At 59.6% G+C, this 20,478-nt stretch carries 20 protein-coding genes and 1 tRNA gene; 16 read left to right on the forward strand and 5 right to left on the reverse strand.

Annotated features, from left to right (window positions below; translation table 11 throughout):
- Nucleotides 1-93: 93 nt before the first annotated feature.
- From BM229_RS15820 to BM229_RS15835, 4 genes are read left to right on the forward strand one after another with little or no spacing between them, the layout of a single operon-like run.
- Nucleotides 94-2,142, forward strand: coding sequence for an HAD-IIB family hydrolase (locus BM229_RS15820; protein WP_093928581.1), 2,049 nt, complete (start codon nt 94-96; stop codon nt 2,140-2,142).
- The gene (locus tag BM229_RS15825; protein ID WP_093928582.1) at nt 2,139-3,296 is read left to right on the forward strand and encodes a glycosyltransferase; all 1,158 of its coding nucleotides are present in this window, start codon (nt 2,139-2,141) and stop codon (nt 3,294-3,296) included. Before BM229_RS15820 ends, BM229_RS15825 begins: the two co-directional genes overlap by 4 nt.
- Nucleotides 3,268-4,212 (forward strand): glycosyltransferase family 2 protein, encoded by a 945-nt coding sequence (locus tag BM229_RS15830; RefSeq protein WP_093928583.1) that lies wholly within the window; start codon nt 3,268-3,270, stop codon nt 4,210-4,212. Before BM229_RS15825 ends, BM229_RS15830 begins: the two co-directional genes overlap by 29 nt.
- Nucleotides 4,209-5,366 (forward strand): glycosyltransferase, encoded by a 1,158-nt coding sequence (locus tag BM229_RS15835; protein WP_093928584.1) that lies wholly within the window; start codon nt 4,209-4,211, stop codon nt 5,364-5,366. Before BM229_RS15830 ends, BM229_RS15835 begins: the two co-directional genes overlap by 4 nt.
- A gap of 23 nt (nt 5,367-5,389) precedes the next feature.
- Here the strand turns inward: BM229_RS15835 and BM229_RS15840 are convergent, their stop codons facing one another.
- Nucleotides 5,390-6,109 carry a Crp/Fnr family transcriptional regulator gene (locus tag BM229_RS15840; RefSeq protein ID WP_139226300.1) on the reverse strand — a complete coding sequence of 240 codons (720 nt, stop codon included), beginning with the start codon at nt 6,107-6,109 and terminating at the stop codon, nt 5,390-5,392.
- A gap of 403 nt (nt 6,110-6,512) precedes the next feature.
- Here BM229_RS15840 and ileS point away from each other — a divergent pair, with 403 nt between their 5' ends.
- Together ileS and BM229_RS15850 are read left to right on the forward strand one after the other, a co-directional pair.
- Nucleotides 6,513-9,437, forward strand: coding sequence for an isoleucine--tRNA ligase (gene ileS, locus BM229_RS15845; RefSeq protein ID WP_093928586.1), 2,925 nt, complete (start codon nt 6,513-6,515; stop codon nt 9,435-9,437).
- Nucleotides 9,438-9,583: 146 nt separating this feature from the next.
- The gene (locus BM229_RS15850) at nt 9,584-10,039 is read left to right on the forward strand and encodes a methylated-DNA--[protein]-cysteine S-methyltransferase (RefSeq protein WP_093928587.1); all 456 of its coding nucleotides are present in this window, start codon (nt 9,584-9,586) and stop codon (nt 10,037-10,039) included.
- Nucleotides 10,040-10,054: 15 nt separating this feature from the next.
- On the opposite strand, the gene BM229_RS15855 is transcribed toward BM229_RS15850, so the two are convergent.
- A complete protein-coding gene (locus BM229_RS15855; protein ID WP_093928588.1) occupies nt 10,055-10,750 on the reverse strand; it encodes a CDP-alcohol phosphatidyltransferase family protein in 696 nt (231 codons plus the stop codon).
- A 268-nt stretch (nt 10,751-11,018) separates the two neighbouring features.
- Here BM229_RS15855 and rpmB point away from each other — a divergent pair, with 268 nt between their 5' ends.
- Together rpmB and BM229_RS15865 are read left to right on the forward strand one after the other, a co-directional pair.
- Nucleotides 11,019-11,318 (forward strand): 50S ribosomal protein L28, encoded by a 300-nt coding sequence (gene rpmB, locus BM229_RS15860; protein WP_067268014.1) that lies wholly within the window; start codon nt 11,019-11,021, stop codon nt 11,316-11,318.
- Nucleotides 11,319-11,576: 258 nt separating this feature from the next.
- Entirely contained in the window at nt 11,577-13,190 is a 1,614-nt protein-coding gene (locus BM229_RS15865; RefSeq protein WP_093928589.1) for a BCCT family transporter, read from the forward strand.
- A gap of 21 nt (nt 13,191-13,211) precedes the next feature.
- On the opposite strand, the gene BM229_RS15870 is transcribed toward BM229_RS15865, so the two are convergent.
- Nucleotides 13,212-13,910 carry an NAD-dependent deacylase gene (locus tag BM229_RS15870; protein ID WP_093928590.1) on the reverse strand — a complete coding sequence of 233 codons (699 nt, stop codon included), beginning with the start codon at nt 13,908-13,910 and terminating at the stop codon, nt 13,212-13,214.
- A 6-nt stretch (nt 13,911-13,916) separates the two neighbouring features.
- Nucleotides 13,917-14,900: a LysR family transcriptional regulator gene (locus BM229_RS15875; protein ID WP_093928638.1), complete on the reverse strand. Its 984-nt coding sequence runs from the start codon at nt 14,898-14,900 to the stop codon at nt 13,917-13,919.
- Nucleotides 14,901-15,090: 190 nt separating this feature from the next.
- On the opposite strand from BM229_RS15875, the gene BM229_RS15880 reads away from it, so the two are divergent.
- The 7 genes from BM229_RS15880 to BM229_RS15910 all read left to right on the forward strand — a co-directional run bounded on the left by BM229_RS15880 (nt 15,091) and on the right by BM229_RS15910 (nt 18,642).
- The gene (locus tag BM229_RS15880; protein ID WP_093928591.1) at nt 15,091-15,966 is read left to right on the forward strand and encodes a carbon-nitrogen hydrolase family protein; all 876 of its coding nucleotides are present in this window, start codon (nt 15,091-15,093) and stop codon (nt 15,964-15,966) included.
- An 81-nt stretch (nt 15,967-16,047) separates the two neighbouring features.
- Nucleotides 16,048-16,266 (forward strand): translation initiation factor IF-1, encoded by a 219-nt coding sequence (gene infA, locus BM229_RS15885; protein ID WP_005978431.1) that lies wholly within the window; start codon nt 16,048-16,050, stop codon nt 16,264-16,266.
- Nucleotides 16,267-16,355: 89 nt separating this feature from the next.
- Nucleotides 16,356-16,934 (forward strand): Maf family protein, encoded by a 579-nt coding sequence (locus BM229_RS15890; protein ID WP_093928592.1) that lies wholly within the window; start codon nt 16,356-16,358, stop codon nt 16,932-16,934.
- Nucleotides 16,931-17,965 (forward strand): ribonuclease E/G, encoded by a 1,035-nt coding sequence (locus BM229_RS15895; protein WP_093928593.1) that lies wholly within the window; start codon nt 16,931-16,933, stop codon nt 17,963-17,965. The genes BM229_RS15890 and BM229_RS15895 overlap by 4 nt, the downstream gene beginning before the upstream one ends.
- On the forward strand, nt 17,962-18,153 hold the full coding sequence (locus tag BM229_RS15900) for a DNA gyrase inhibitor YacG (protein WP_093928594.1): 192 nt from the start codon (nt 17,962-17,964) through the stop codon (nt 18,151-18,153). The genes BM229_RS15895 and BM229_RS15900 overlap by 4 nt, the downstream gene beginning before the upstream one ends.
- Nucleotides 18,154-18,268: 115 nt before the next feature.
- A tRNA-Phe gene (locus tag BM229_RS15905) sits at nt 18,269-18,343 on the forward strand.
- 125 nt (nt 18,344-18,468) lie between these two features.
- Entirely contained in the window at nt 18,469-18,642 is a 174-nt protein-coding gene (locus BM229_RS15910; protein ID WP_093928595.1) for a CsbD family protein, read from the forward strand.
- 60 nt (nt 18,643-18,702) lie between these two features.
- On the opposite strand, the gene BM229_RS15915 is transcribed toward BM229_RS15910, so the two are convergent.
- The gene (locus BM229_RS15915) at nt 18,703-18,861 is read right to left on the reverse strand and encodes a YqaE/Pmp3 family membrane protein (protein ID WP_093928596.1); all 159 of its coding nucleotides are present in this window, start codon (nt 18,859-18,861) and stop codon (nt 18,703-18,705) included.
- A 170-nt stretch (nt 18,862-19,031) separates the two neighbouring features.
- On the opposite strand from BM229_RS15915, the gene BM229_RS15920 reads away from it, so the two are divergent.
- Nucleotides 19,032-19,910, forward strand: a complete 879-nt coding sequence (locus tag BM229_RS15920; protein WP_244152225.1) for a mechanosensitive ion channel family protein — start codon at nt 19,032-19,034, stop codon at nt 19,908-19,910.
- The last annotated feature ends 568 nt before the right edge of the window (nt 19,911-20,478 follow it).

The following is a 20,478-nucleotide window of genomic DNA, read 5'->3' on the forward strand; positions in this document are numbered from 1 at the left end:
GACAATGTTCTTTCCAGAGGTTCACGTGTTAACTTTTGTTATCGGAACGGAAGGGCTGCTGAATGGGGTTCACCTCCCATAAGGAGACCCGTCATGTACATTTGCCACATCGCACTGGGGGGCTGTCTTACAGCTCCGACTGTTAACTACGGCGTGACCGAAGATACCGGCGGTCATATCGCGTATATTCTGGGCGCAGCCCGTGCGCAGGCGGCGCGCGGGGATGTGGATACGGTTCAGATCGTGACGCGTGCATTCGATGAGCCAAGCCTTGGTGCGGTACACGGACAGACAGACCAGCAGGTCAGCCGCAGCCTGTCGATCCGGCGGCTGTGGACGGCGCAACGCGGGTATCTGAGCAAAGAAAACCTTGCTGCGGAAATCCCTGCGTTGGTGGAGGCTTTTTTGGCGGATCTGGCGCAGGCCACGCGACGGCCAGATGTGATCCATGCGCATTTCTCGGATGCAGCGCAGTTGGCCTTGGCGGCGCGTGAGCGGTTTGGCATTCCGGTGATCTACACGCCACATTCACTGGCGCTGAGCAAATCTGGCGCGACGGTGGATGCCGCCCGGATTGAGGCCGAGCGGCGTGCCTTGATCGAGGCGGATGCGGTTGTGTTGTCGTCACGTGATGAGGCAGAGGTTCAGGTCGCGGCATATGGCGCGGACGCGCAGGCGCGTGTGCACCGCGTCTCTCCGGGTGTGTCACTGCGCCGCCCTGCGCAGAACGGGGCCGGGCGCGCTTTGTTGGCCAGATCGCTATGCGAACCGGACCGCCCGATGCTGCTGGCGGTGGCACGCCCTGTTGCCCGCAAGAACCTTGCGCGTTTGGCGCAGGTTTATGCGGACAGCCCTGATTTGCAGGCGCGTGCGAACCTTGTGATCCTTGCCGGGCAGCATGGCGACGCGTTGCAGGCCAACCCCGAGGCGCGAGCCGAGCTAGGCAAACTGCGCGACATTTTGGAGACACCGAATCTTCGCGGCAAGGTGGCCCTGCCGCCGCAGCACACGCAGGCAGATGTTGCCGCACTTTACGAAGCGGCGAGGCAGACGGGTGGGGTGTTTGTGAACCTTGCTCTGCATGAGCCCTTTGGCCTGACAATGTTGGAAGCGGCGGCTCATGGCTTGCCGGTTGTGGCCACTCATGAAGGGGGGCCTGCGGATATCGTGGCAGACCTCGGTCACGGTATTTGCGTGCCGCCGTCTGATGCGCAGGCGATTAAGGCGGCGCTGTTAAAGCTCTTGGATGACCGGGCGCTGTGGGTCGAAGCATCCGCCGCGGGGCAGGCACATGTCGGGCGTTATGACTGGTCTAAATGGGCCGAAGAGGTGCAATTGATCTGTGAAGACATTCGTAACGCAGGGCCGCTTGCCGCTGCGCCGGTCATGCTGGCCAGCGACATCGATAACACGCTAACTGGCTGTGTGCCGTCAGCCGCGTTGTTCAACACATGGGTCGCGCGGGATCGTCCGGTGTTTGCTGTGGCCACGGGGCGCAGTTTACCCGAGGCCCGCCGTATCTTGCGGGAATGGAACCTGCCGATGCCGCGCGTTTTCATCACCTCGGTCGGGACCGAAGTCTATCTGCCCGATGCACAAGGGCGGCTTTGTTTAGACGCGCGATTTGCCCGCAAGCTCGACGCAGGTTGGGCCCGCGACCGGGTAGAACGAGCGTTGGAGGATTTCGGGTTCAATTGGCAAGCCCGGGTTGAGCAGCGCCGTTGGAAACTCAGCGGTTTCGGAGACATGCGTACAGCGCGGCGGTTGGAACGGCATTTGGCGCGATGCGGTGCGGCAGCGCAGATTGTCGCCTCTCATAATCGGCTGATTGATGTGCTACCCATGGCAGCGGGCAAGGGGGCCGCTGTCTGCGCGGCGGCACGGAGGCTGGGCATGCCAATGGACCGTGTTGTCGTCGCCGGGGACAGTGGGAATGACTTCGATATGTTGCAGGCCGTAAAACACGGGCCGGGCCGGGGCATTCTAGTGGGCAATGCGATGGACGGGCTTCGGGAACGCTTGGGGGGCGGGCGGCTGTATTATGCGCGTGCTTCTCATGCCGCTGGTGTGCTGGAGGGGTTGGAGACTTTTGGCCTTGCGCCGAACGCGATGGAACCGCCTGTTAAGATGGTGGCGCAATGACGCGGCCGATCGGTTATTTCGTGCATCATCAGGGCCGGGGTCATGCCGAGCGCTGCGCGGCGGTGATCAACGCGCTGCCAGACAGCCAGCCGGTAACCGTCTTTTGCGCGAAACCAGATATTTTTCCGGCTTTTACCCGCCCGGTAGAGTTGATCACCCTGCCGTCGCTGTTCGAACCGACCGGGGCGGAGGACATCCACGACACCACCACCGCCCCAGATACGGTACACTGCGCCCCTCTAGGTTGGCCGGGTATCCGGCAGGCCATGGCGCAACTGGTGTCGTGGTTTGCCAGTGCCAATCCAGTGTTAATGATCTGCGATGTCTCTGCCGAGGTGGCGCAGCTTGCGCGGCTATGCTCGGTGCCGCATGTGAAAGTGCTGCAACACGGGCGGCGAAACGATCCGGGGCATCAGGCGGCCTATGACGGGGCGGTTGGTCTGCTTTGTCCTGGGGCGCGGGCGCTGGCGCAGCCCGATTGGCCCGCGCGGCATATGGTAAAAACCCATTTCGCCGGGGGGCTTGGGGTCGAGGTCAAGCGCCCTGATGCGGCAACGCGGGCAGCGGCACGTGCGCAACTCGGGATCGGACCGGATCAACAGTTGATGGTTGTCATGTCGGGTGGGGGTGGCACTGGTTTTGCTTCGGCCCCTTTTGGGATAGCCGCGCGGGCGATGCCTGAAACGGCGTTCATCACCATCGGTCGAATGGCGCGGGACTGGCATGCGACGGAACCGGCGAACCTGCAACATCACGGCTGGGTCAAGAACGCCGCGGAATATCTGGCGGCAGCTGACATGGTGGTGGCGTCGACGGGGAACACCACCTGTCACCAAATCCTCGCTGCAGAGACACCTTGGCTTGCCGTGCCGGAGTGGCGCTATTTCGACGAACAGATCGAAAAGGCCCAAGCACTGGCCCGTGCGGGTGCGGCGCATCACCTCGCGCATTTTCCATCTTCAGTCGAGGCTTGGCGCACAGCGATAGGTACCACTATCGACGCTCATGATCCGGCCCTGCAACGGGCTTTGGTCAATGAGAATGCCGCGTCTGAGACAGCCCAATGGTTGGCCGGTTTGGCCGATCAGTTGCTTTTTGAACCATCCAATGAGATCGGAGATTTACATGACGTCGTTCACCCCATCCGCGCCTAAAGACACCACAGTCAGCGCCCTGACGCTTGCACGGGGGCGGGCCGTTCATTTGTACAATGTGATCCTCGGCCTTACGCGGCAGACCCGCCAGCCGGATGAGTTGGTGATCGGCGTCATGCAAGACACGCTTTACGAAGACTTGCCGCAGACCGATTTTCCAATTCGACAGGTGCGGGTCACAGGCCGCGAACTCCCGCTTTCGCGGGCACGCAATACCGTCGCGACAGGAGCCGTAGGCGACTGTTTGGTTTTCCTCGATGTAGATTGTATTCCCGCGCAAGACCTCATCGCCGATTACATGGGCTATGCGATCCCCGGTAACGGTCTGATCATGGGCGAGGTGAATTACCTGCCCGACGGCGCCGCAGATGAGGGATGGACGTACAGCAAACTCGAAGCCGTCGCAGTGCGCCATTCAGACCGCCAAGGGCCGCCTGCCGAAGGGTTGAAACGTTGCAACGATTACCGCTGCTTTTGGTCGCTGAACTTTGCCATCCACCGTCAAGATTGGGATAAATCGGGCGGCTTTGATGAACGCTTTACCGGATATGGGGGAGAGGACACCGACTTCGGCCGCGAATTGGACGAGCGCGGCGTGCCGATCCATTGGGCGAAGGGGGCGAAGGTGTTTCACCAGCATCACGCCCATTGCATGCCGCCGATCCATCACATTCCGTCGATCCTGCGCAATACCGAGATTTTTGCCGACAAATGGGGCCACCGAACAATGAACCACTGGCTCACGGCTTTTCGCCTTATGGGGTTGGTGGGCAATGATGGGGATGCGTTGGTGCAGTTGCGCGAACCGGATGCGGATGATTTTGCGCTCTGTGAGCAGCAGTCTGATCAGCCCTACGCCAATACCGCGCGCGTGCTGCGCTATCTGCGCGGCGAAGAGCGGATCGCGGCGGAATGAGCCTGCGCATCGCCATCGTCGGCCATATTCGCCATCCTATTGCCCCTCCCTTCAAGGGCGGAATGGAGGCGTTTACCCACGGGCTTGCACGGATGTTGGCCGCGCGGGGTCATGACGTGACCCTATTGGCCAGCGGCGACAGTGCCGCAGGGCTGCCATCGGGGGTCAAACTGCTGCCGATCTGCGATGCGCATTATGATGCGCGGTTTCCGTGGCATAATTTCCACGGAACCGAGGCGCTGAATGCGCACCTTGATGCTTGCTATGCCCGTGCGGCGCGGCTCTTGTTGCAGGGGCGCTTTGACGTGGTGCACAACAATGCGCTGCACCGCTACCTGCCGCGCCTGTCGCGGGCAGAGCGGCTGCCGATGGTGACCTCGCTGCATATTCCACCGTTCAAAGTTTTGCGCGGCGCGTTGATGGATGGGGCAGCACCGTGGCATCTCTCTTCCGTTGTTTCGGCACGTCAGCGGGAAATCTGGTGGCCCGAAGGCGCGGCAGAAACCGCGCATGTGGTGCACAACGGGATCGACCTTACCGAATGGTCTGGAGGCGGTCCCGGTGATGGCAGCGCGGTTTGGGCGGGACGGATCACGCCGACAAAAGGCACGCATCTGGCGGCAGAGGCTGGACAGATCGCCGGAGTGCCGCTGCGTCTCTACGGCGTGGTGGAGCATGAGGATTACTTTAACGATTTGGTAAGACCCCATCTATATGGCGGGGTGGAATACGTCGGGCATCTGGACGCTGCGGCGCTTAGACAGGCCTATGGCCGGGCATCTGTCGCGCTTTTCACGCCGCAATGGGAGGAACCTTTTGGCCTTGCAGCGGTGGAGGCGATGGCGATGGGGCTACCCATCGCGGCAACCCCACATGGGGCCGTCGAAGAGGTGCTTGGCGATGCAGGTGTGATCGCCGCCGATGATAGCCCCGAAGCCTTGGCAGAGGCCCTGCAGCTTGCGTCTGCAATCTCTTCGGAGGTGCCGCGCTCCCGCGTGGCGCGGCTGTTCGATGCGCGGGCGATGGTGGCAAAGTTTGAGCGGCTCTATCATTCGGCATCTGCGCTGCGAAATGCTGAAGCGCCGCGCAAAACCTATCCGGCGCTCGCCCTGCGGGTGGAGGGCACAGACGAAGCGTTGGTCGAGGTGGGGTAGAACGAAGCGCCGGCTGAGGCGATTTAAATCACCGCCTCGGTTTCCGGCATGTAAAGATATGCCGCCTCAAACATACCGACTTTGTGCAAGCCGTTACGGTCGTGGATCAAAAGCTTCCCTCCCGTCACAGAGCAGCAGCCATGTTCGCGTAGCTCGCGCAGTGTGCGGCTGACGTGAACCGAGGTGAGGCCGGTGGCATCGGCAATGTCAGTTTGGCGCAGGCTGAAGGGCAGGCTTTGACGTTCCACACCGTAGGCGGCGGTCATCCGGGCATCAAACTCGCATAGGAAATTCGCAACGCGCGCCAATGCGCGCATGGCGCTGTTACGCATAACCCAATGGCGGTGAATTGAGGCATCCACCAAGGTCATAAGCCAAAGCTTCCGGGCCAGTTCTACATCGCCGTTGAGCAATTCGTGCAGCGTGTCATGAGACACCGTAGCCACACGCGTATCGGTCAGCGATACGACATCATGATCCAACCGCTTTAGTGGAAAGGCATGTAGATCGACGAACTCGCCCGGAAATTGCAGGGCAACGAAGGTGCTCCGCGCCCGCTGGCCGCGAGGCACGCTTCGGGCAATCAAACCATCAAGCAGCAAAAGACTGTGGTTCAAAAAATCACCCCGGCGGCTAACTACGTTTCCGGGTGCATAATGCTTATGCTGGACCAAAAGCGGCGCGAGCTTGGCCCACTGCGCATCACTTAGGTGATCCACCATGCCAGAGGGTTTAACGGTCATATCATGATATAGGGGCTGTTCGGTGGTCACATGTAGGTCTTTCCGCCCATTAAAACTGCGTGGCTGCCCTCAGCAAAGGGGCCGCGCACTCATAAGCATAACGAAAAGTGTATGATGCTGTTTCTACCGTAAAATTCAAGAGAAGGCCGGGATTCATAAAAAATGTTAAGATTTGCGTGAGGTGCTGTTTGATGCGGTATTCGGGGCAATCCTCGCCTCTTTCGGCAGGGCTTGTCGGGGCAGGGGGGGCTGTTTATAAGCAGCCTTATGACACGCCTCACCGCGATCATTATTCGAATTATATCCCCGGCGCTCTGACCAACTGAGACGCCGGGCCGAGGTGTTTGAGCCGCTCGCACCGAACCAGATTGTACAACACCCCAAATGCCGAAGGACGCCCCCCATGTGCGCCGAGACCCCCGACTATAAAGCCACGTTGAACCTGCCCAAAACCGATTTCCCGATGCGCGCTGGACTGCCCAAGCGCGAGCCCGCTTGGCTGGAACGCTGGGAGAAAATCGGCGTCTATGACCGCCTGCGCGAGAAAGAGGGTCGTGAGCCTTTCACCCTGCACGATGGCCCTCCCTACGCCAACGGGAACCTGCACATCGGTCACGCGCTGAACAAGACGATCAAGGACATGATCGTGCGCAGCCACCAGATGATGGGCTATGATGCGCGCTATATCCCCGGCTGGGATTGCCACGGCCTGCCGATCGAATGGAAGATCGAAGAGCAGTACCGCAAGAAGGGCCGCGACAAGGATCAGGTGCCGATCAACGAATTTCGCGCCGAATGCCGCGAGTTTGCGCGTGGCTGGGTTGACGTACAGCGCGAAGAATTCAAGCGGTTGGGCATTACCGGCAATTGGGAAAACCCGTACCTGACGATGGACTTCCACGCCGAGCGCGTGATCGCTGAGGAATTCATGAAGTTCCTGATGAACGGGACGCTTTATCAAGGCTCCAAACCCGTGATGTGGTCGCCGGTCGAAAAGACCGCGCTGGCCGAGGCGGAGGTCGAGTATCACGACAAGGAAAGCCACACCGTTTGGGTGAAGTTTAAGGTCGTCGAAACCGGCGATCGGACGCTCGACGGGGCAAATGTGGTGATCTGGACGACCACGCCTTGGACCATGCCCTCGAACAAGGCCGTGGTTTACGGCGAGAGCATCTCTTATGGTCTGTATGAAATCACCGGCCGACCCGAGGAATGCTGGGTCAGCATCGGTGACCGCTATCTGCTGGCTGACGATCTGGCTGCGGATGTATTTGCCCGCGCGCGTCTGGACGAGGGGATGTACCGCCGTCTTTGCGATGTCACGCAGGAAGATTTAGCCAAGATTAAGCTTCAGCACCCGCTCGCCGGGGCCGAGGGCGCGAACGGCGAATGGGACGACCTGCGCGATTTCCGCGCGGCGGATTTCGTCACCTCGGACGAGGGCACGGGCTTCGTGCATTGCGCACCTTCCCATGGCCTCGAGGAATACGAACTCTACCGTGACCTTGGCATGCTGCCGCAGGTCATCACCTATAACGTCATGGAAGACGGTCGTTTCCGCGACGATCTGCCGTTCTTTGGCGGCAAAGCGATCCTCAAGCCGAACGGCAAGGAGGGTAACGCGAACAGCGCGATCATCGACAAGCTGGTCGAGGTCGGCGGTCTGCTGGCGCGTGGCAAGATCAAGCACAGCTACCCGCACAGCTGGCGCTCCAAGGCGCCGGTGATTTATCGCAACACGCCGCAGTGGTTTGCCGCCATCGACAAGGAGGTCGGCGACGGACTGGACCAGAACGGCAAGACGATCCGCGAGCGCGCGCTGACGTGTATCGACAAGGTCAACTGGGTGCCGAAATCCGGCCGCAACCGTCTGCATTCGATGATGGAGGCGCGGCCCGACTGGGTGCTCAGCCGCCAGCGCGCCTGGGGCGTGCCGCTGACCTGTTTCGTGCGCAGGGGTGTCGCTCCGACGGATGAGAACTTCCTGCTGCGCAACGAAGCAGTGAACCAGCGTATCACCGAGGCTTTCGAGACCGAAGGCGCGGATGCGTGGTATGCGGAAGGCGCGAAGGAGCGGTTCCTCGAAGGCATCGTTGATCCTGCAGAGTTCGATCAGGTGACCGACATCCTCGACGTTTGGTTCGACAGCGGTTCGACCCATGCCTTCACCCTGCGCGACCGTGAAGACGGGACCGAGGACGGCATCGCAGACGTTTACATGGAGGGCACCGACCAGCACCGCGGCTGGTTCCATTCGTCGCTGCTGCAATCCGTCGGCACCACGGGCCGCGCGCCGTATCGCAATGTGGTGACCCATGGTTTCACGTTGGACGCCAAGGGCATGAAGATGTCCAAATCCATCGGCAACACCATCGTGCCCGAGAAGATCGTGCAGCAGTATGGCGCGGATATCCTGCGTCTCTGGGTGGCGCAGACCGATTACACCGCCGACCAACGCATCGGGGATGAGATCCTCAAAGGTGTGGCCGACAGCTATCGCCGCCTGCGCAACACCATGCGCTATATGCTCGGCGCATTGAATGATTTCAGCGAGGCGGACCGCGTTGATCCCGCCGATATGCCCGAGTTGGAGCGGTGGGTGCTGCACCGGGTGGCGGAACTCGACAAGGTTGTACGCGACGGCTTTGCGCGCTTTGATTTTCAGGGCGTGTTTCAGGCGGTGTTCACCTTTGCGACGGTCGATCTCTCGGCGTTCTACTTCGATATCCGCAAGGATGCGCTCTATTGCGATGGCGATACCCTGCGCCGCCGCGCCGCGCGCACGGTGCTGGATATCCTGTTCCACCGTCTGACCACATGGCTTGCACCTGTGCTGGTCTTCACGATGGAGGAAGTCTGGCTGGAGCGTTTCCCGGGCGAGGAATCCTCCGTGCATCTGGTGGATATGCCCGAAACGCCAGAGGCTTGGCTAAACCCGGAGCTGGCGGCGAAATGGTCCAAGGTCCGCGCGGCGCGGCGTGTGGTGACCGCGGCGCTCGAAGTGCAGCGGACCGAGAAGGTGATCGGTGCCTCGCTCGAAGCGGCCCCCGTTGTGCATGTCGACGACGCGGCGCAGCGCGAGGCGTTGGAGAGCGTGTCTTTCGAAGACGTAGCCATCACCTCTGACATCACCGTAACCGGCGATGCAGCTCCGGCTGAGGCTTTCCGCATGCCCGAGGCGCAAGGCGTCGCCGTGGTGTTCGAGAAAGCCGAAGGCGCCAAATGCGAGCGTTGCTGGAAGGTGCTGCCGGATGTCGGCACGCATGAGCATCCCGGCGTTTGCGGGCGCTGTGATGAAGCGGTGCGTGAGGCGTTAGCGGAAGCCTAAGGCGGTCCAAGAGCACGGTAAAACGGGCGTCGGGATAACCGGCGCCCGTTTTTCTTTGTCTGGTCGCCAATGCCCCGCCCGTGGGAACCACGGGCATCGCCCTTAGCGCTCTTTCGTAAATGTCGTTTCTGGCCCAGAATGGGACAATGAAACACGCCTCCCTCTCCACGCCCTTCGGCGATCTGACCTTGACCGAAGAAGACGGCGCAATCACCGCGCTTGGCTGGGGGCAGGCGACACGGCAGGACTGCTCGGACCTGCTTGATACCGCGCTGAGCCAGCTTAACGAATATGCGACAGGTAAGCGCCAGAGCTTCGACCTGCCACTGCGCATCAAAGGGAGCGATTTCCAACGCGAGGTCTGCACCGCGATTCTGGCGATTCCGTTCGGCGATACCCGCACCTATGGCGAAATTGCCCGCGACCTCGGCGTGCCTGCGCAAGCGGTGGGCGGGGCCTGTGGCGGCAATCCGATCCCGGTCATTATCCCATGCCACCGGGTAATGGGGGCGAAGGGCCTGACTGGCTTTAGCGGGGCAGGTGGGGTCGAGACCAAGGTCGCGCTGCTGCGCCATGAGGGCGCGGCGGGGCTGTTGATTTAACCTCGTAAAGCAGTCTTAGTCTTCGGCGAGGGGGATCAACTGCTGCGCAGCACCGGCGCAGATCAGGTAGATTGAGGTGATTACCAGACCCCAGTGGGCCCAGCTTTCGGGGTGAAAATTCACCCAAGCCGACCAGCCCGCGAAGAAGGTCCATGCCAGCGCCATGGGCAATGTCACGGGGCGCCAGCGTTCGGTCCGGACGGGGTGCACGAACTTGATCGGCAGAAACATCGCCGCGGCAAGGATCGTGACCACGATTAGGCTGACCCACCACTGGGGCTGCAAAGCAAAGAGCACCAGCACCAGCATGTTCCAGCAACCGGGGAAGCCTTTGAATGAATTGTCCTTCGTTTTCATGCGTGTGTCGGAAAAATACATGACGCTGGCAAAGGTGATGATAATGATCATCGCCCAACCGCTCCAGCCATCCATCAGCCCCGAGGTGAACAGCGCGAAGGCCGGAATAAAGACATAGGTGAGGTAGTCGATGATGAGGTCCATCAAGACGCCGTCAAACTCCGGCGCGTTGGTCTTTACATCGTATCTGCGCGCCAATGGGCCGTCGATGCCATCAACAAAAAAGGCGATCACCAGCCAAAGGAACATCAAGTCCCATTTTTCCTCCACAGCGGCGAGCATGGCGAGCATCGCCAGCACCGCGCCGGTGGCAGTGAAAAGGTGAACGAAGAGGGCGCGCATCTGTATGGTCATATGTCTGCATCGCAAATCCATCAGGGGGATGCAAAGAAAACTCTATCACAGGTGGCAAAAACTAGCGTAACGCGGGCAGGGCGGGCTGGGGTGACCTTGACGGGCCAAGCTGTCTGACAGGAAAAGCGCTCAAGTCCTGCGCTTCGGGTTGACGGCTACCGCGATTCCCCTTAAAGCCAGCGGACCAATTCAGGGTCGGCTCTGCGCGGCCCCTATCGTATGTGTTTCCCGGATCGCTGGGCAGACACAACAGCAAAAGGATGAACCCATGTCGCGCCGTTGCGAATTGACCGGAAAAGGCCCGATGACGGGCAACAATGTAAGCCACGCCAACAACCGCACCCGCCGTCGGTTCTTGCCGAACCTCAACGACGTGTCGTTGCAGTCCGAGGCATTGGGCCGTGCGTTCAAGCTGCGCATCTCTGCCGCAGCCCTGCGCAGCGTTGACCACCGCGGTGGTCTGGACAAGTTCCTGGCGAAAGCCAAGGACGTTGAACTGTCCGACAACGCACTGAAAATCAAAAAAGCGATCGCCAAATCCAGCGCGACCGCTGATGTGCTGAGCTAAGGCTTAACACAGACCAGAATGGGCCTCGATCCGCAAGGATCGGGGCTTTTTTCGTTTGTGGCTTAGGCATTTTTTAATACCGACCCCATTTAAGCAAAGAGCCGAATGGCGCAGGCTTTTGAAATTCCTTTCACGGATTGATGTTTTTATTCGGGAAATATCGGTAAACGAAGCTAATTTACTCTCTGACACTCGTTGTTCTGGCCATGCGACCTGCCAAGGCGGGGCTAAGACAGTGCATTCAAGATCGGAGAATTCATGACTGACCCCACCCCCGACAATGGCGAGATCGAAACCGATTTCGAAGTCGGCCAAGACAATATTGACGGCACTCTTGGCCCTCTAGGCTTTGACATTCACAACCCGGTTTTCATGGTATCCGGGCTGACTGCCGTGGCCTTTGTGTTGCTGACAATGATCTTTCCCAGCCACGCAGGAGAGCTTTTCCTTGCAGTGCGGGATTTTGCCACCAGCAAGCTGGATTGGCTATTTATGATCATCGTGAATATCTTTGTGATCTTCTGTATCGCCCTGATTTTTATGCCGATCTCAAAGGTCAGATTGGGCGGTAAAGACGCCGTGCCGGAGTATTCCTACCCCGCGTGGTTTGCGATGCTTTTTGCCGCGGGCATGGGCATCGGCCTGTTATTCTTTGGCGTGCTTGAGCCTGTGTACCACATGAATGTTTCCAGCCCTTTAGGGGTGCCATTGCCGATTGCTGAGGACGGCTCCATCATACCTGAGAATGTCGAGGCGGCCCGTGCCATGGGGCTTGCGGCAACCTTTTATCATTGGGGTCTGCACGGTTGGGCCGTCTATGCGATCATGGCGCTTGCTTTGGCGCTGTTTACCTATAACAAGGGGCTGCCATTTTCGATCCGGTCGTGTTTCTACCCCATTCTGGGGGATCGCGTTTGGGGGTGGCCGGGGCATATCATTGATATCTTGGCCGTGTTCGCAACGCTATTTGGTCTGGCAACGTCGCTGGGGCTGGGTGCGCAGCAGGCCAATGCAGGCTTTAACTTTGCGTTCGGGCTAGAGATTTCGACCAACGCGCAGGTGATCATAATTCTTCTAGTCACTGCTGTGGCGCTCGTCTCGGTTTGGCGGGGACTAGATGGTGGAGTGAAAGTCCTGTCAGAGGTGAACATGGTGGTGGCGATCCTGTTCTTCTTCTTCGTGCTCTTTGTGGGCCCGACGTTGGTGGGGCTTGATGGGTTCTGGACCGGGCTGGTCGCCTACACACAAGAGATCGTGCCACTTTCCAACCCATTCGGTCGTGAGGACGATTCGTACCGCGAAGGTTGGACAGCCTTCTATTGGGCGTGGTGGATCTCTTGGGCGCCTTTTGTCGGCATGTTCATCGCGCGGGTATCGCGTGGGCGCACGGTGCGGGAGTTCATCGTCTGCGTTCTGCTGATCCCGTCGCTGATCATCTTTATTTGGATGGGTGTCTTTGGCGGCATCGCAATCGACCAGATCCTCACAAGTCCTGAGACGTCATTGGTGAAAGCGAATGTAATCGACAGCTACTCGCCAGAACTTTCGCTGTTTGGGATGCTTAATGAGCTGCCCTTCACCAAGACCGCATCGACGATTGCGATCCTTTTGGCGCTGGTATTCTTTGTTACCTCGTCAGATTCGGGGTCACTGGTGGTAGATACGATCACCGCAGGCGGCAAGATTGACGCTCCGGTGCCACAGCGGGTCTTCTGGTGTGTGGTTGAGGGGTTGATCGCCATCGTGCTGCTGATCGGCGGCGGGCTCTCGGCCTTGCAGGCCGGGGTCACGGCAACGGGGGTTCCCTTTGCTATTCTGATGCTGGTGATGTGTTACACCATCTACAAAGGGCTGCGCAGCGAACCTCGCTAAGTCACTTCGGCGCGCCGGAGCTTAACGGCGCGCCTGCAAAACCTCTGCGACCCATTCGGGGACAGTTTGACTTGCTGCGCCAATGCGGTGTTCCTCAAATTGGTTTCCCACGGCAGAGCGTTCTAGATTGAATTCAATCGTATGCGCCCCGGCGCGGCGGGCCTCGGCGACGAAACCGGCGGCGGGGTAGACATTGCCCGAGGTGCCAATGGCGGCAAAGATATCGGCCTCGGCCAGATGATCGAAAAGCGCGTCCATCTCATAGGGCATCTCACCGAACCAAACGATGTCGGGTCGGGCGGCGGGGGCATTGCATGCGGGGCAGGGATCGCCGGGCGCCATAACCATCGGCGCGGGCCAGCGATGATCGCAGGCGGCACAAAGCGCGCCTTTGAGAGCACCATGCATATGCATAACCTTTCGCGAGCCGCCCTGTTCGTGCAGGTCATCCACGTTCTGAGTGATCACCACCACTTCGCCATCAAGCTCGGCTTCCAGTTTCGCAAGAGCCTGATGCGCAGGGTTTGGCGAAACTTGTGCCGCCTGCGCACGGCGGGCATTGTAGAAGTCGATCACAAGCTTCGGATTGCTGGCGAAACCTTCGGGGGTGGCAACATCTTCGACCCGGTGCTGCGCCCAAAGCCCGTCTGATGCGCGAAAGGTCTCGAGCCCGCTTTCGGCTGAGATGCCTGCGCCGGTAAGGATCACGATTTTTGTCATGGCTGATTAGTCTCCGATCCGATTGTAATCTTCAAGCAGATGGAATCCATCGGCCAACCACGGCAACTGCGCAATGGCGGGCGCGATCATATGGGTTTGCATCAACTGCCGCAGGGTTTGGGCGATGTCGCGCGGGACGGGGCCAGACCATTCATCCCCGGCAAACAGCGAAATGGTGCGCGACGGCACCGGGGCGGGCAGGGGATGTGCGGCCAATTTGTTGTGAAAACGCGCCGCCCGCATGTAGCCTAGGGGCGTGGTGATCGCCCAACCGATCCCCCGCGCCACCATGGCCATCAGCGCCAGATGGCTGCCGATCTCAAACCGGGCGGGCAGGTCATGGCTTTGAGCCGCAAGGTGGGCGTCAATCTGGCGCGCGATTAGCTGGTCTTTGGCATAGCGCAGGAATGGCAGATCGCTGTCGCCGCTCAGCAAGGCTGCGGGGGCATGCGGCGTCTGTTCTGGGGTAACGATGATGAAGGGATCGCGGGCCAGCGGATATTCCACCACCGCGTCCAGTTTGCCTTCGATCTGGGCAAAAAGTGCCATATGTAGGCTCTTGTCACGCAGCGCGTCGGCCAATTCGTTGCTGCCTGCCGTAATCATGCGAAAGCGGCATCCGGTCAGACTGTCGCCAAGGATCGTTGCAAGGCGTGGGGTCAGATCGTCATCGAAATCATCAATAACTCCGAGGTTCAGCGCCTCTAGATGCGCGAGATCCATCACTGTGACTTCACTTTGTGCTTGGCGCAGTTCGGTCAGGGCGAGCCCGGCGCGGCGCAGGAACATTTGCCCGGCTTGGGTCAACCGCATGGGGCGGCGCGTGTGATCAACCAGTTCTGCGCCTATGGCGGCCTCTAGATTGCGCATCTGCTGGCTGACGGCAGGCTGGCTGAGCCCTGTGGCATGAGCCGCCTGCGCGACAGACCCCGTGCGCGCGAGCGCTTCGAAGACTTCAATACCTCTGAGAGTGATGCCTTTATGCAGCATGGACTGTCCGATCTCTTTTGAGTTTTGTGAAACCATGAAGTCCTTAGGTCAAGCGTTTGCCCAATGAACTGGCAGCGTAGATGTTAGAAAGCGGAAACAGTGAAGCCTGCGATTTGATCCGACGGCGACCTCTTGAAGCCACCGTCAAAGCCGCGCAGACTGCGCCGAAACGCACCCTCCGGAGCCCCCGATGAAAATTGCTACCGCCGCCTATCCGCTCGATGTTCTAAGCTCTTGGGCGCAGTACGAGGACAAACTGGCCCATTGGGTCGCCGACGCGGCGGTGCAGGGGGCGGACCTGTTGGTATTTCCCGAATACGCCGCGATGGAATTGGCCACATTGGATGGCGCCGAGGTGGCCGGTGATCTAGAGCGTTCGCTGTTTTCCGTTTCTGACAAGTTGGAAGAGGCAGATCGCCTTCATTTGCAACTCGCCGCCGAACACAATGTGCATATCGTTGCAGGATCCGGCCCCGCCACGACCGACAGCCGTCCGGTGAACCGGGCACGGCTGATCACGCCTTCGGGGCAGGTGGGCGTGCAGGACAAGCAGATCATGACCCGGTTTGAACGGGAAGACTGGGGCGTAATTGGCGGCAACGCGCTGCAGGTTTTTGACACGGCTATCTGCAAGATCGGCATTTTGATCTGCTACGATAGTGAATTTCCATTGCTGGGCCGTGCGCTGGCCGATTGCGATGTGATCTGCGTGCCAAGTGTCACGGAAACGCTGGCGGGATATTGGCGTGTGCGCATCGGCTCCATGGCCCGCGCCCTTGAGAATCAGTGTATCACGGCGATGTCTTCAGTCGTTGGTGCGGCGGATTGGTCTGATGCTTTGGGGCAGTCCTTTGGCGCTGGTGGCATTTTCTGCCCGCCGGACCGCGGTTTCCCACCCACCGGTATTTTGGCCGTGCGAGAGGTCAACGCCCCCGGCTGGACGGTCGCAGAGGCCGACTTGGCGCAGGTTGCGGAGGTCCGCGCAGATGGCATCGTGCTCAATCGGCGCGATTGGCAAGACCAGTTTGGGCGGGATGGAACAGCGATAAACGTCACGCTGCGCTGAATCCCTCTTGAAAAAGCAGTAAAATGCGCCCATTTAAGCCTGCGCCCTCAAATTGGAGGGTTTTGTGCTCAAGGAGAGACCATGGCCAAGGAAGATACGCTCGAATTTCCCGGTGTCGTGAAGGAACTCCTGCCTAACGCGACGTTTCGGGTCGAGCTGGAAAACGGCCATGAGATCATCGCGCATACGGCAGGCAAGATGCGGAAAAACCGCATCCGTGTTCTGGCTGGCGACAAAGTTCAGGTGGAAATGACACCCTATGATTTGACCAAGGGTCGGATCAACTATCGTTTCAAGTAAGCGGCACCGCGTTCGCGCGTTGCGCGGCGCAGGCGGGGCCGTGCGCGGCCCCGACCGGGCTGCCGGCCTCAGGCAAGGAGGCCCATAAGATGCAGTTCATTCTCGGATCAGGATCACCGCGCCGGTTGGAGCTTTTGGCCCAGATCGGCGTGGTTCCCGATGCCATCCGCGCCCCCGACATTGACGAGACCCCCCACAAGGCCGAACTGCCGCGCCCCTATTGCGCCCGCATGGCGCGCGAAAAGGTGGCGGCTGTGCCTGCTGAGGCGGATGATATCGTGCTCTGCGCGGACACCACCGTGGCGCTCGGGCGGCGCATCTTGGGCAAACCCGAGGATGAGGCCGAAGCCGAGGCCTTCCTGCGACTGATGTCGGGCCGCCGTCATAAGGTGGTAACCGCTGTGGCTGTGAAAAAGGGCGATAAGCTCTGGCAGCGCGATGTGCAGAGCACCGTAAAGATGAAATCCCTTTCCGAGCCAGAGATCCGCCGCTACCTCGCCACCGGCGATTGGCGCGGCAAAGCGGGCGGCTATGGCATTCAAGGCCCCGCTGGCGCGCTCATCCCATGGATCAGCGGCTCATTCACTGCAATCGTCGGCCTGCCTTTGGCCGAGGCTGCGAACCTGCTTCAAGCGGCAGACTACCCATTTGACGGAGGTGCCGCATGAAGGGCCGAACGATTATTCTCGACCATCTTGGCGATGTTGAAGCCGCAGCACTCATGGTGGACGGCAAGCTTGATGATTTTCTCGTGGACAGCGACGCGCCGCGCGTTGGCACCGTTTATCGCGCGATTGCAGATCGTCCGGTGAAGGGGCAGGGGGGCATGTTTCTCAAGACCCCCGACGGCGCGGCATTCCTGCGACAGATCAAAGGTCTGGCGCCCGGTCGGACGATTCTGGTGCAGGTTTCGGGCCACGCCGAGCCGGGCAAGGCGATCCCGGTGACCAACAAGCTGCTGTTCAAGTCGCGCTATGCCATCGTAACGCCCGATGCGCCGGGGCTGAACATCTCGCGCTCCATCAAGGACGAAGAAGAGCGCGACCGTTTGCTCGAAATCGCGCATGAAGCCGCAGGCGGGGCCGATCTGGGGCTGATCCTGCGCTCCTCCTGCGCCGGGGCCGATGCCAATGATATTGCCGAGGATATCGCGAATATGCTGGCCCTTGCGGATACCGTGGCCAATGATGACGGGCAGGAGATGGAAGTGCTGAGCGAAGGCGATGGCCCGCATTTGTTGGCGTGGCGTGACTGGACCGCACCTGCCGAGGTGGTGACCGAGGCTGGGGGCTTCAGCGACCATAGTGTTTTGGAAGAGCTTGACCGCCTGTCCTCGCCGCAAGTTCCCCTTGGCAGCGGAGCGTCGATCTTCGTTGAGCCGACCCGCGCACTTGTGGCTGTGGATGTGAACACCGGTAGTGATGCGTCACTCGCCGCTGGCGTGAAAGCCAATATGGCCTGCGCCCGCGCACTGCCCCGCGCCTTGCGCCTGCGCGGTCTTGGCGGGCAGATCACCCTCGATCTCGCCCCCATGCCCAAGAAGGATCGCCGCACCTTTGAAAGCGCGCTTCGCGCCGCTTTCCGTGCCGATGATGTGGACACGACGCTGGTCGGTTGGACACCGCTGGGCCATTACGAATTGCAGCGCAAACGCGGCCGCCCGGTGCTGGCGGAGGTTCTTGCAGGAGGTGGCGAATGAGCTGCCCGATCTGCAAAGCTGAGACCGTCAAAGCGCACCGCCCCTTCTGCTCGCGCCGCTGCGCTGACATCGATCTGGGCCGCTGGTTCAACGGCAGCTATGCCGTCCCCTCACGCGATCCCGAAGACGTAGAGGCGGCCATTGAGGCCGCCGAGGCAGCGCAAGACAGCCCCGCAAAGCCTCATTAACGCTGGATAATTTGCCCTTCGCGAAAAGAAGTGAATTTCAGGGTAAAATGGGGCTGGACACCCCGCGCCACAGGTCCTAGAACCCGCTCACCCGATCTCGAAAGAGGTGACCCGTGCCCGGGTAGCTCAGGGGTAGAGCAGTGGATTGAAAATCCTCGTGTCGGTGGTTCGATTCCGCCCCCGGGCACCATTTTCCCTAAATGGTCAGTCTCGAACTAAGCCTAGCTCTCGGTTTCGTTTCAATCAGCTTTGCCATATCGGAACTACCGCTCGCACTCTGGCGTTGCTTTTCTACAAAGATAGAGGAGAGCAACCATGGCGAATAAAGATCAGGCAGAAGGCAAGGCCAAGGACATTGGCGGTAAGCTGAAAGAAGAAGTTGGTGATGCGGCTGGCAATGACGACCTTAAGCACGAAGGTCAGGCCGATCAGGCAGAAGGCAAAGTGCAAAAGGGCGTCGGTGACGCCGAGGGCAAATTATCTGACTGATTGCATCGCACGCCTCTGATTGTCAGGGGCGTGCTTTTTTAAGGCAAAGGCTCGTCACACCTACCTCTTAATGATGATGTAAATCGCGTGCACGATACCGGGGATATAGCCCAATAGCGTCAGGATGATGTTGATCCAGAAATGCTTTCCCAGACCTTCCTGCAAGAACACCCCAAGCGGGGGCAGCAGGATAGCGACAATGATGCGAATGATATCCATAGTACTACCCCGATCTTATCGGGACCCTCTCTCAGCAACTTGCTCTCATCGGATAAGTAGCCCGCAAGGTTAAGGTGACCAGTTATGCTACTGCCGTGGTAGGGGCATATAATACTCGCCGCAGCGTCTGTTTTGCTGCAATCTGTTTAGAAGTCTGAGAAGGGGTTAGGGTGGAACCAGTTAGGTTTATGTGGCGTCAGGTCATGGAAATGGCGCGGGACACAATCGCGCTCCTGCCGCAGGTTGCGGTTGCTCTGGTTGTGCTGATCCTAACTTGGCTTATAGCAGCACTTGGGCGCGCATTGGTCAGTAAGGCGTTGGGGCGTACCAAACTACGCCCCAGCTTGCAGGACCTCTTCACTCTTCTGACTTCAATCCTAATTTGGGTGTTCGGCATCATGATCGCCGCGGTGATCGTGTTTCCGGGTCTGACCCCAGCGAGCATTCTGGCCGGTCTTGGCATCGGCTCGGTCGCCATCGGCTTTGCCTTCAAAGATGTCTTCGAGAACTTCCTCGCCGGAATTATCATCCTCTTTCGCCGCGAGATGCGTATGGGGGATCATATCGAATGCGAGGGGATCGAGGGTAAAGTCGCCCATATCGCCATCAGGGAGAGCCACATTCGCCAGACGGACGGGCAACTTGTGATCGTCCCGAACGCGATGCTGTTCAAAAACCCTGTCCATGTTCGCACGGATCAAAAGCACCGCCGTCAAACAGTGATCTGCGGCGTGGCCTATGATGTAGATTTGAATGAGGCGCGCACTGTCATCTCCAAAGCGGTTGAGGGCTGTGAGACAGTAGAGCAGGGGGATCACCCCATTCAGATCTTCGCCCAAGAGTTTGGGGATTCCTCGATTAATTTCGAAGTGACTTGGTGGACAGGCTCGGCTCCGGTGGAACAGCGCCGCTCCCGGGATGAGGTCGTGACGGCGGTGAAGCGGGCGTTGGATAACGCCGGGCTTGAGATACCATTCCCTTACCGTACGCTCACATTCAAAGAGCCGCTGCCGCTTCGCTGTTCAGAGGACGATGAAGCAGAGGGGTGAGGACGGCGGCATTATGAAGGGGTCCTGGCTTTCGATTTGATTCACCAAATAGGTGCTTCGCAGCCGTGAATCGTGGGTGATTCACTCGGACCCGGCCTATCTTCCGTCGGGCGCGGGGCAGGGCGGCTGGATCCTGCGCTTCGGGAGCTCAGAAATAACACGCGATTTCAGCTACTTGCCGAAAGGTTCCCCAAAGCCCTCACTTTTCTCAACTTTCTGCTTGCGGGTTTGTGCGTCTAACCTTAGAACCCCCTCTACCGGCGGCGCAGAGATGCGGCGGCGGGGCGCCAGACGGGGCGGACGGGAGCGGCGACGCTAGGTTCGGTTCGGAAGGTGGGTAAAAATTCGAGGTAATAGAGGCGGGGCGCGCCAAGGTTATAGGGCGCATCTCAGTTTCTTTTGTCTCAACGCTGTTTGAAAATTTGATATCTGAAGAGATATGTGGGCGGTTTGGTTCATTCGATGGATCAACGTCTGTATATCGCGCTCTTAGGCTTCGGCCGATGATAGAGTGTCAGCTTCACTGTTTGGACGGCTTTCGGCTACTTTGTAGTCTCAAGCACAACAA

Source organism: Sulfitobacter dubius (assembly GCF_900113435.1).
GTDB classification, from domain to species: Bacteria; Pseudomonadota; Alphaproteobacteria; order Rhodobacterales; family Rhodobacteraceae; genus Sulfitobacter; species Sulfitobacter dubius.

Excerpts from the sequence above, each read along its gene's own strand:
- BM229_RS15825 (WP_093928582.1), top strand. The coding sequence starts at position 2,139 with ATGACGCGGCCGATCGGTTATTTCGTGCATCATCAGGGCCGGGGTCAT.
- BM229_RS15900 (WP_093928594.1), top strand. The coding sequence starts at position 17,962 with ATGAGCTGCCCGATCTGCAAAGCTGAGACCGTCAAAGCGCACCGCCCC.
- BM229_RS15875 (WP_093928638.1), bottom strand. The coding sequence starts at position 14,900 with ATGCTGCATAAAGGCATCACTCTCAGAGGTATTGAAGTCTTCGAAGCG.
- ileS (WP_093928586.1), top strand. The coding sequence starts at position 6,513 with ATGTGCGCCGAGACCCCCGACTATAAAGCCACGTTGAACCTGCCCAAA.
- BM229_RS15915 (WP_093928596.1), bottom strand. The coding sequence starts at position 18,861 with ATGGATATCATTCGCATCATTGTCGCTATCCTGCTGCCCCCGCTTGGG.
- rpmB (WP_067268014.1), top strand. The coding sequence starts at position 11,019 with ATGTCGCGCCGTTGCGAATTGACCGGAAAAGGCCCGATGACGGGCAAC.
- BM229_RS15840 (WP_139226300.1), bottom strand. The coding sequence starts at position 6,109 with ATGACCGTTAAACCCTCTGGCATGGTGGATCACCTAAGTGATGCGCAG.
- BM229_RS15850 (WP_093928587.1), top strand. The coding sequence starts at position 9,584 with ATGAAACACGCCTCCCTCTCCACGCCCTTCGGCGATCTGACCTTGACC.
- BM229_RS15890 (WP_093928592.1), top strand. The coding sequence starts at position 16,356 with ATGCAGTTCATTCTCGGATCAGGATCACCGCGCCGGTTGGAGCTTTTG.
- BM229_RS15880 (WP_093928591.1), top strand. The coding sequence starts at position 15,091 with ATGAAAATTGCTACCGCCGCCTATCCGCTCGATGTTCTAAGCTCTTGG.
- BM229_RS15910 (WP_093928595.1), top strand. The coding sequence starts at position 18,469 with ATGGCGAATAAAGATCAGGCAGAAGGCAAGGCCAAGGACATTGGCGGT.
- infA (WP_005978431.1), top strand. The coding sequence starts at position 16,048 with ATGGCCAAGGAAGATACGCTCGAATTTCCCGGTGTCGTGAAGGAACTC.
- BM229_RS15865 (WP_093928589.1), top strand. The coding sequence starts at position 11,577 with ATGACTGACCCCACCCCCGACAATGGCGAGATCGAAACCGATTTCGAA.
- BM229_RS15895 (WP_093928593.1), top strand. The coding sequence starts at position 16,931 with ATGAAGGGCCGAACGATTATTCTCGACCATCTTGGCGATGTTGAAGCC.
- BM229_RS15855 (WP_093928588.1), bottom strand. The coding sequence starts at position 10,750 with ATGACCATACAGATGCGCGCCCTCTTCGTTCACCTTTTCACTGCCACC.
- BM229_RS15830 (WP_093928583.1), top strand. The coding sequence starts at position 3,268 with ATGACGTCGTTCACCCCATCCGCGCCTAAAGACACCACAGTCAGCGCC.
- BM229_RS15820 (WP_093928581.1), top strand. The coding sequence starts at position 94 with ATGTACATTTGCCACATCGCACTGGGGGGCTGTCTTACAGCTCCGACT.
- BM229_RS15835 (WP_093928584.1), top strand. The coding sequence starts at position 4,209 with ATGAGCCTGCGCATCGCCATCGTCGGCCATATTCGCCATCCTATTGCC.
- BM229_RS15870 (WP_093928590.1), bottom strand. The coding sequence starts at position 13,910 with ATGACAAAAATCGTGATCCTTACCGGCGCAGGCATCTCAGCCGAAAGC.